This is a genomic window from Citrobacter sp. wls757, from assembly GCF_005280935.1.
In the GTDB taxonomy this organism is placed as follows: Bacteria; Pseudomonadota; Gammaproteobacteria; order Enterobacterales; family Enterobacteriaceae; genus Citrobacter; species Citrobacter portucalensis.
Genome location: NZ_SZWU01000076.1, coordinates 210,051 through 210,256 on the forward strand (window position 1 = coordinate 210,051; position 206 = coordinate 210,256).

The window sequence follows — 206 nt, forward strand, 5'->3', positions numbered from 1 at the left end:
AGATATCGGATTAACGGGGGCAACAGGACCAACTGGACCTGTAGGTCCACAGGGGCCGGCGGGTGCAAAAGGTGACAAGGGTGATATCGGGTTAACGGGAGCAACAGGACCAACTGGCCCTGTAGGGCCTCAGGGACCAGCAGGCGTACCAGCAGGTGCTCTTCATGCTGTAGGTACGTTTGCGCTGGCATATATGCCAGCGCCTG